This window comes from Sinomonas sp., assembly GCF_036848755.1.
GTDB lineage: Bacteria > Actinomycetota > Actinomycetes > Actinomycetales > Micrococcaceae > Sinomonas.
In genome coordinates this window covers 1-7,747 of the sequence record NZ_DAIUJO010000029.1, presented here as the reverse complement: position 1 = coordinate 7,747, position 7,747 = coordinate 1, and the positions used below count along the sequence as shown (strand labels likewise).

General features: G+C 68.6%; 8 protein-coding genes and 1 pseudogene. All 9 read left to right on the top strand.

Annotated features, from left to right (window positions below; all coding sequences use genetic code 11):
* The first annotated feature begins 164 nt into the window (after nt 1-164).
* Nucleotides 165-2,039: a glycosyltransferase gene (locus tag V7053_RS06625; protein ID WP_334171477.1), complete on the top strand. Its 1,875-nt coding sequence runs from the start codon at nt 165-167 to the stop codon at nt 2,037-2,039.
* A 3-nt stretch (nt 2,040-2,042) separates the two neighbouring features.
* Entirely contained in the window at nt 2,043-3,578 is a 1,536-nt protein-coding gene (locus V7053_RS06620) for an MraY family glycosyltransferase (RefSeq protein WP_334171476.1), read from the top strand.
* A 75-nt stretch (nt 3,579-3,653) separates the two neighbouring features.
* Nucleotides 3,654-4,187: a hypothetical protein gene (locus V7053_RS06615; protein WP_334171475.1), complete on the top strand. Its 534-nt coding sequence runs from the start codon at nt 3,654-3,656 to the stop codon at nt 4,185-4,187.
* A 64-nt stretch (nt 4,188-4,251) separates the two neighbouring features.
* Nucleotides 4,252-4,476, top strand: a complete 225-nt coding sequence (locus V7053_RS06610) for a hypothetical protein (protein ID WP_443022568.1) — start codon at nt 4,252-4,254, stop codon at nt 4,474-4,476.
* 88 nt (nt 4,477-4,564) lie between these two features.
* Complete coding sequence (atpB, locus tag V7053_RS06605) at nt 4,565-5,368, top strand: F0F1 ATP synthase subunit A (protein ID WP_334171474.1); 804 nt, start codon at nt 4,565-4,567, stop codon at nt 5,366-5,368.
* Nucleotides 5,369-5,434: 66 nt separating this feature from the next.
* The gene (atpE, locus tag V7053_RS06600) at nt 5,435-5,653 is read left to right on the top strand and encodes an ATP synthase F0 subunit C (protein ID WP_125609928.1); all 219 of its coding nucleotides are present in this window, start codon (nt 5,435-5,437) and stop codon (nt 5,651-5,653) included.
* A gap of 57 nt (nt 5,654-5,710) precedes the next feature.
* A complete protein-coding gene (locus V7053_RS06595) occupies nt 5,711-6,259 on the top strand; it encodes a F0F1 ATP synthase subunit B (RefSeq protein WP_334171473.1) in 549 nt (182 codons plus the stop codon).
* Complete coding sequence (locus tag V7053_RS06590) at nt 6,259-7,089, top strand: F0F1 ATP synthase subunit delta (RefSeq protein WP_334171472.1); 831 nt, start codon at nt 6,259-6,261, stop codon at nt 7,087-7,089. The genes V7053_RS06595 and V7053_RS06590 overlap by 1 nt, the downstream gene beginning before the upstream one ends.
* A 93-nt stretch (nt 7,090-7,182) precedes the next feature.
* Nucleotides 7,183-7,747 (top strand): annotated as a pseudogene (locus tag V7053_RS06585) (F0F1 ATP synthase subunit alpha); the annotation flags it as partial.

Sequence of the window (7,747 nt, the reverse complement as noted above, 5' to 3'; positions counted from 1 at the left end):
GGAGCCGCTGGCCGAGCAGGACCGACCAGAACCCGAGACCTCTGAAGTGCAGGCTGTCGAGCCGGGGGAGGCCTCGAGCGAGGCCCCGGAACCGGGTGAGCCCGCCAGCGACGGCCAGGGGAGTGGGCAGCAGACGACGGCGGGGGCCACTGCGGAGCAGCCGCGTGACTGAGGCCCGCGCGCCGCGGGTCGTCGCCGTCGTCGTGAGCTACAACCGGCGCGAGCTGCTCGAGCGGTCCCTCTCCGCGCTTGCCGCGGGGGACCGGGTGCCGGAGGCGCTCGTGGTGGTCGACAACGCGTCGACTGACGGCTCCGGAGAGTTCCTCGAAGGGCTCAGCGTGCCCTTCGAGTACGAGCTGATCCGTCTGAGCGAGAACACAGGTGGCGCCGGGGGCTTCGCCGTGGGGATGGCTGCCGCTCTGGCCCGGCACGCGCCTGACCTCGTCTGGATCATGGACGACGACACGGTTCCGCTCGCGGGAACCTTGTCGGAGGCGCTGCGCCTGTGGGAGGCGTGCCCCCGGACCGACAAGCCTGCGTTCATCGCGAGCAGCGTTGTCTGGAGCGATGGGCGGCACCATCCGATGAACACGATGCGCGACCGCTGGGACGCCGCGCCGGCCGACCGTTCCTTCGCCGCAGCCCACCGCGCGAGGGTCGTGCGCTCGGCGTCGTTCGTCTCGCTGTTCGTCGACGCCGAGGCGATCCGGGCCCTCGGCCTCCCCCTCGCGGACTTCTTCCTCTGGAACGACGACTTCGAGTTCACCATGCGCCTCGCGCGCCGGAGACTTGCCCTCGCAAGCCTCGATTCCGTCGTCGAGCACCACACGAAGACCTACGATTCCCACACGGCCGACGTCGGGGAACGCTTCCGCTTCGAGGTGCGCAACAAGCTCTGGACCTTCTTTCGCTCGCCCGCGCTGGCGCCCGCCGACAAGGCCCTCTACGGGGCCTCGACGCTCCGGCGCTGGGGCGTCATGGTGCGGAACAGCGCGTCTCCGTGGCTGGTGCTCAAGGCTGGTGCTGCGGGCCTCTGCGAGGCGCTTTCCCGCGCGCCGCGTCCCAACGAGGAGGTCCTCGCCGGCGTCGGCGGCCTGCCCCGCTCCGATGCGCCGTCATCTCCGCAGGGTGTGGACCCTGCGGAGATGACGGCGCAACGGGAGCCCGCGGCGGTGCCCGAGTTCTCGGTCCTCCTGCCCGTCTACGCCGGCGACGTGGCTGCGCGGGTCCGCCGCGCCATTGCGTCGGTGACCCTCGACCAGACGGTCAGGCCGGCCCAGCTCGTGATCGTGCGGGACGGCCCGGTGGGCGAAGACATCGAGGCGGTCCTCAGCGAGGCCGAGCGGAACCCCGATCTGCCGACTGACGTTCTTCGGCTGCCCGCCGGAGTCGGCCTCGCAGACGCGCTCGACGCCGGCCTCGAACTCTGCCGCCATGACGTGGTTGCGCGGATGGACGCCGACGACGTCGCGCTGCCCGAGCGCTTCGAGCGGCAGCTGGCGCTCCTGGCCGAGGGCTACGACATCGTGGGCTCGGCAATCGCCGAAATCGGCGACGACGAGTCCCGGCGGCTCGCGAGCCGACCCGTCCCGGTGACGCACCGCGAGATCATGGCCCAGCTCGGATTCCGCACGCCGTTCAACCATCCGAGCGTCGTGTACCGCGCCTCTGCAGTCCGCGCTGCCGGCGGCTACCGGGGCGTGCCGGACATGGAGGACTACTGGCTGTGGGCGAGAATGCTCCACGGCGGGAGCCTCGGCGCCAATGTGCCGGACGTCCTCGTGCTGTACCGAGTGAGCGACGGCGCCTACGCCCGCCGCGGCGGCAGCCGGATGCTCATGGCCGAGCTGCGGCTCCAGCGCCGGCTGCTCGGCGCCCACTACGTCGGGCCCCTGGCCTTCGGCCGGAACGTGCTCGTGCGCGGGGCCTACCGCCTCATGCCCACGCGCGTGCGTCGCCGCGGGTACCGGACCGCCTTCACTGAGCTTCCCGCCGCAGCCCAGCGCGTGACGGCGAGCTCGGGGGAGGCCGCCGGCTGACCCATGTTCATCTATGTCCTCGTGGCCATGCTGGCCGCCATCGTCACGTATGCCGCGACTGGGGTCGTCCGCGTCGTCGCCCTCCGGCTCGGCATCGTCTCGCCCGTGCGCGAGCGGGACGTGCACACCCGCTCCGTCCCGCGCCTCGGCGGGATCGCGATGCTTGCGGGGTTCGCCGCCGCGTTCTGGGCGGCGTCGCAGACCGTGTGGATCCGGTCGATCTTCTTCGACACCCCGCAGACCTGGGCCGTCCTGGGCGGGGCCGTCTTCATCGTCCTGCTCGGCGCAATCGACGACATCGTGGACCTGAACAGCTGGGTCAAACTGGCGGGGCAGATCGTGGCGGCAGGCATCGTGGCCTTCTGGGGCCCGCGCGTCACGTTCCTCCCACTCGGCCTGCTGCCGGTGACGCAGGAATGGCTGCAGATCGGCCTCACGATGTTCCTCATCGTCCTGACGGTCAACGCGATCAACTTCGTGGACGGCCTCGACGGGCTTGCCGCCGGCGTCGCGGGGATCGGCGGCTTCGCGTTCTTCCTGACCGCCTACTGGGTGCACCGGAACGCGCTCCTGCCGGACTACACCGACCTCTCGACCCTCCTCATGGCGCTCCTCGTGGGCATCTGCGTGGGGTTCCTGCCGCACAACGCTCATCCGGCGAAGATCTTCATGGGCGATTCCGGTTCCATGCTGCTCGGGCTCGTCATGGCCACCGGCGCGGTGGTCGCAACGGGCCAGATCGCGTCGGGGCTCTATGACCGAGCGGAAGGCATTCCCACGTTCGTTCCCGTGGTGCTGCCGATCGTCGTCATGGTTCTCCCGTTCCTCGACCTCATCCTCGCCGTCCTGCGGCGGACGGCGAGCGGACGATCGCCGTTCTCGCCCGACCGGGAGCACGTGCACCACAAGCTGCTCGACCTCGGCTACACGCATCGGCAGGCCGTTGCCGTGATGTACGTCTGGACGGCGTTCGTGGCTTTCGGCGGGGTGGCGTACGCGTTCGTCCCGTGGATCCCGCTCACGGTCTTCAACATCATCGTCCTCCCGGCCGTCGCGTTCCTCACGATGCACCCGTGGGTCCGGGAGAATGTTGCGAGCAGCCCCGTGCGCCGCGTGTGGCTCCGCTCGACCCCGTGGGTTCCGCGCCTCACCGTCCCCTTCGCGGCGACGGTTGCGGCGGCCACGTTCCTCGGCTTCACCGGGCTGGGCAACGGGGGAGTTCCCCTGCTCTATTCGACCTTCCTCTCGCTCGCCGTGGTCGCCGTATGCGGCGGCGCGCCGGTCGTGATCCTCCACGGCGCGGCCCCCACCCTTCCTTTTGGCCGGCGCACGCTCGTCGCGGACGTGCTCATGAAGGTGGTCGCGTTCGCGATCGCGCTCCTCGTGGTCGGCTCTCCGCCCTGGTCGGACCGAGGCTGGTACTGGCTCTCGCTCTGGGTCTGCGGGGCGGCCTGGATCGTGGCCCAGACCGGCGTCGCGCTCGCCCAATGGCGGGCGACGGCGGGCGGCCTGGGTACGCGTCCGAGCGTCAGCCACTGAGTTTCTATCTCATGTAGAATAGGGACCGCACCCACACCCACGCCGGCACCGCTTCGATGGCGCACCCATCGATGGGTGGCCGCCGACGAACGGCTCGAGATGACCAGCACGCCTGCACGCCCCGGTCGCGGTACCGGACCCGTCGGCGTCAGCTTCTCGTCACTGTGGCTGCGGCTCGCGGGACTGTGCTCGGGGACGACCGCCGGAGTGGACGCAGTCCTCGCCGTCGTCGCTTGGCTGGCCACTGGGCCGGCCGCCGCGGGAAGCGTCGCGTTCGCCGCCGTCGTCGTCATTGCGTTCTTCGCCATCAGCCTCCTCGTGGGCCATTTCGTGGGGCGACGGAACCCGGCCGGCGCGATCGGCATGTTCGCAGTGGTCTACCTCATCAAGATCATCGGCTTCGCGGCCCTGCTGATCTGGATCGGCACCCCCGCCTGGATCGACCCGCCCTGGTTCGGAGCCGCCGGCATCGTGACGGTCGTCGTCTGGCAGGCCATCGAGCTGTGGGGCTTCAGCCGCGTTCGGCTCCAGATCTTCAACGATCCGGAGGAACCAGGACAAGCCGGTTCGCCGACTCCCGGCGCTACCCCCGGAGGTCCCCGTGGCTGACCGCGGAGCCCCTCATGAACCCTCCGAACCCCTGCCTCACGGCGACGGCGGCTACAACGCAGGCATGGCTGTCTTCAGCTACATCATTGGCGGGACCATTGTCTGGAGTTTGATAGGGTGGGGGCTGGACACTCTCCTGAAAACCCGCTGGTTCGTGCTCATCGGAGCCCTGCTGGGGATTGTCGGCGGCCTGTACCTCGCCGGCAAGCACGGACTCTTCACGCAGCAGCATGGACCAGCACAGGCCGACCCCGGCGACGACGACGTCGAAGGGAACAGCGGCAGCTGATGGAGCTACCAACAATTTCACATGTGGGGGTCGAAGCCACTCGCCCCGGCACCTGCCCGATGAAGGACACTGCAAGAGAGGAATCGCGTTGACCCCGCTCACGCTTCCGGCCGCCGACAACAGCGGCACTTTCACCCCTCCCGGCCTCGAAAGCCTGCACCTCCCGGCGATCCTGCCATGGGGCGCAGACGAGGGCTTCAACAAGCAGATGCTGCTCGTCCTGCTGTCGGTGGTCTTCATCGCGTGGTTCTTCATCGCGGCTTCGCGCAAGCGGCAGCTCGTCCCGGGCAAGCTCCAGTTCCTCGGAGAGCAGCTCTACGGCTTCGTCCGCAATGGCATCGGCAAGGACGTCATCGGCGGTCGCGACTTCATGGCATTCGTGCCGCTCCTCTTCGCGCTGTTCTTCTTCATCCTGCTGAACAACATCTACGGCGCCATCCCGCTCTTCCAGCTCCCGACGATGTCCCATGTCGGCGGCGCCTACTTCCTCGCCGGCCTCGTCTACGTCATCTGGATCGGTGTGGGGCTCAAGCGCTTCGGCCTCCGCTACCTCAAGCTCGCCGTGGTCCCCTCGGGCGTGCCGTGGTACATCATGCCGATCGTCGTGCCCATCGAGATCATCTCGAACTTCATCGTTCGCCCGATGACCCACAGCCTCCGTCTCTTTGCGACCATGCTTGCGGGGCACCTCGTCGTGGCCCTCGCGGGATCCGGCATCGCGTTCCTGGTCGAGCAGGAGAACGTTGTCCTCAAGGGCCTGAGCGTGTTCGTGCTGATCTTTGCGGTGGCCATGTACATGCTGGAGGCGCTGATCATGGTGCTCCAGGCCTATGTGTTCACGCTTCTCACCGCGATCTACATCCAGGGCGCGGTCGCGGCCGACGCCCACTGAGAATTCCCCTCGCGGAGGGGGCACCCAACCCATCAACCTGCCTGCGGGCGATTGAAAGGAAAATCAATGAACGGCACGATCAACGGCAGCCTCAACCTCATCGGCTACGGTCTTTCCGCCATCGGCGGTGCCATCGGCGTGGGTCTCGTCTTCGCGGCCTACATCAACGGTGTTGCCCGTCAGCCTGAGGCGCAGCGCGTTCTCCAGCCGCTCGCGTTCCTCGGCCTTGCACTGACCGAGGCGCTCGCCATCCTCGGCCTCGTGTTCGCCTTCGTCCTGAAGTAAAACGGGCATTACCGAGCCGAGAACCAGCTACTTCAGTAGATAGGAGGGGTGGAACCGATGCATCAGCTCATGGTGCAAGCAGCCACCGAGAGCGCCAACCCGCTCGCACCGAACTGGTGGGAGGTGCTCGTCACCGCGGTCGGCTTTGCGATCCTGCTCTTCATCGCGGTCAAGTACGTTGTGCCGGCGTTCGAGAAGACCTTCGCCGCGCGCGCTGAGGCGATCGAGGGCGGCATTGCGAAGGCCGAGAAGGCCCAGGCCGAGGCTTCCGCTGCCCTCGAGGAGTACAAGCAGCAGCTTGTGGACGCCCGGACCGAGGCGAATCGCATCCGCGAGGAGGCTCGTGCCGAGGGCGCCCAGATCCTGGCCGAGCTCAAGGAGCGGGCGGCCGCCGAGGCCGCGCGGATCACCGAGCAGGCCCACGTGCAGATCGAGGCCGAGCGGCAGCATGCGCTCGTCTCGCTGCGCAGTGAGGTCGGCTCGATGGCGACGACGCTCGCCGGGCGCATCGTCGGCGAAGCCTTGGACGACGACGCCCGCGCAAGCCGCGTCGTCGACCGCTTCCTCGCGGACCTGGAAGCCCAGAACGCAGGTGCGGCGAAGTAATGGCAGGAGTATCGAGCGAATCGCTGGCCACCGCGCTGGCGGATCTGGAGACCAAGCTGCCCACGGCGTCGCTGTCGCTGGCGGATGAGCTCTTCGGCATCCTGCGGGTCCTCGACGCTTCGGCCGGCCTCCGGCGAGCGTTGACGGACCCGTCCCGCGAGGGCGCGGAGAAGTCTGCCCTCGTCCAGCGGCTTCTCGCGGGCAAGGCATCGGCCGACGCGGCGGAGATCGTGTCGAGGCTGGCCTCGCAGCGCTGGGCGGGCTCCCGCGACATCAGCGATGCACTCGAGACCCTGGCAGCGACTGTGGCGATCGCCGTCGCCGAGCAGAGGGGCGAAGCGTCGGGGCTGAGCGGGCTGGAACGGCTCGAGAACGATCTCTTCTCCTTCGTCCGAACCGTTGACGACAGCCACGATCTGCAGGCCGCCCTGAGCGAGCCGCAGGCCAGTGCCGAGGCCAAGCGGACGCTGGCACTTCGCCTCGTCCCGAGTGCATCGGACGAGGCGCGTCTGCTCATCGGCCAGGCTGCGGCGGATCCGCGCGGCCTCAAGCCGACCGAACTCGTGAAGCGCTTCGCCGCGCTGGCCGCCAAGCGCCAGGAGCGTTGGATCGCGGAGGTCGCCGTAGCGCGGCCCCTGAACAACGATCAGGCGGAGCGGCTGCAGACCGGTCTCAACCGGTTGTACGGCCGCGAGCTCAAGATCACCACGACGGTCGATCCCCAGCTTCTGGGCGGCGTCCGCGTCACGGTTGGCGACGAGGTGCTCGATGCCTCGACTCTCGCCCGGCTCACCGAACTGCGCCGCCAGCTCGCGGGGCAGGCTGGCTGAGACGCCACAGCACACTTCGAACCACACAAGAAGGTCATCACAGCCAGTGCTGCACCGATGATGACCACGAGATGTAGAGAGCAGGGACTGCAGATGGCCGAATTGACCATCAATGCCGATGACGTCCGCGATGCGCTGAACGACTTCGCGGCGTCCTACGAACCCGGAACCGCTGAGCGCGTCGAGGTCGGAACGGTCGTTCAGGCCGCGGACGGCATCGCCCGTGTCGAGGGCCTCCCCTCGGTCATGGCCAACGAGCTGCTGCGGTTCGAGAACGGCGTCCTGGGCCTTGCCCAGAACCTCGACGTCCGCGAGATCGGCGTCATCATCCTCGGAGAGTTCGCCGGCATCGAGGAGGGCCAGGAGGTGCACCGCACGGGCCAGATCCTCTCTGTCCCGGTGGGTGACGCGTTCCTCGGCCGCGTGGTCGACCCGCTCGGCCAGCCCATCGACGACCTCGGCCCCATCGCCGCGGAGTCGACCCGTGCCCTCGAGCTGCAGGCCCCGGGTGTCACCCAGCGCAAGTCGGTGCACGAGCCGATGCAGACCGGCCTCAAGGCCATCGACGCCATGATTCCGATCGGCCGCGGCCAGCGTCAGCTCATCATCGGCGACCGCCAGACCGGCAAGACCGCGATCGCGGTCGACACGATCATCA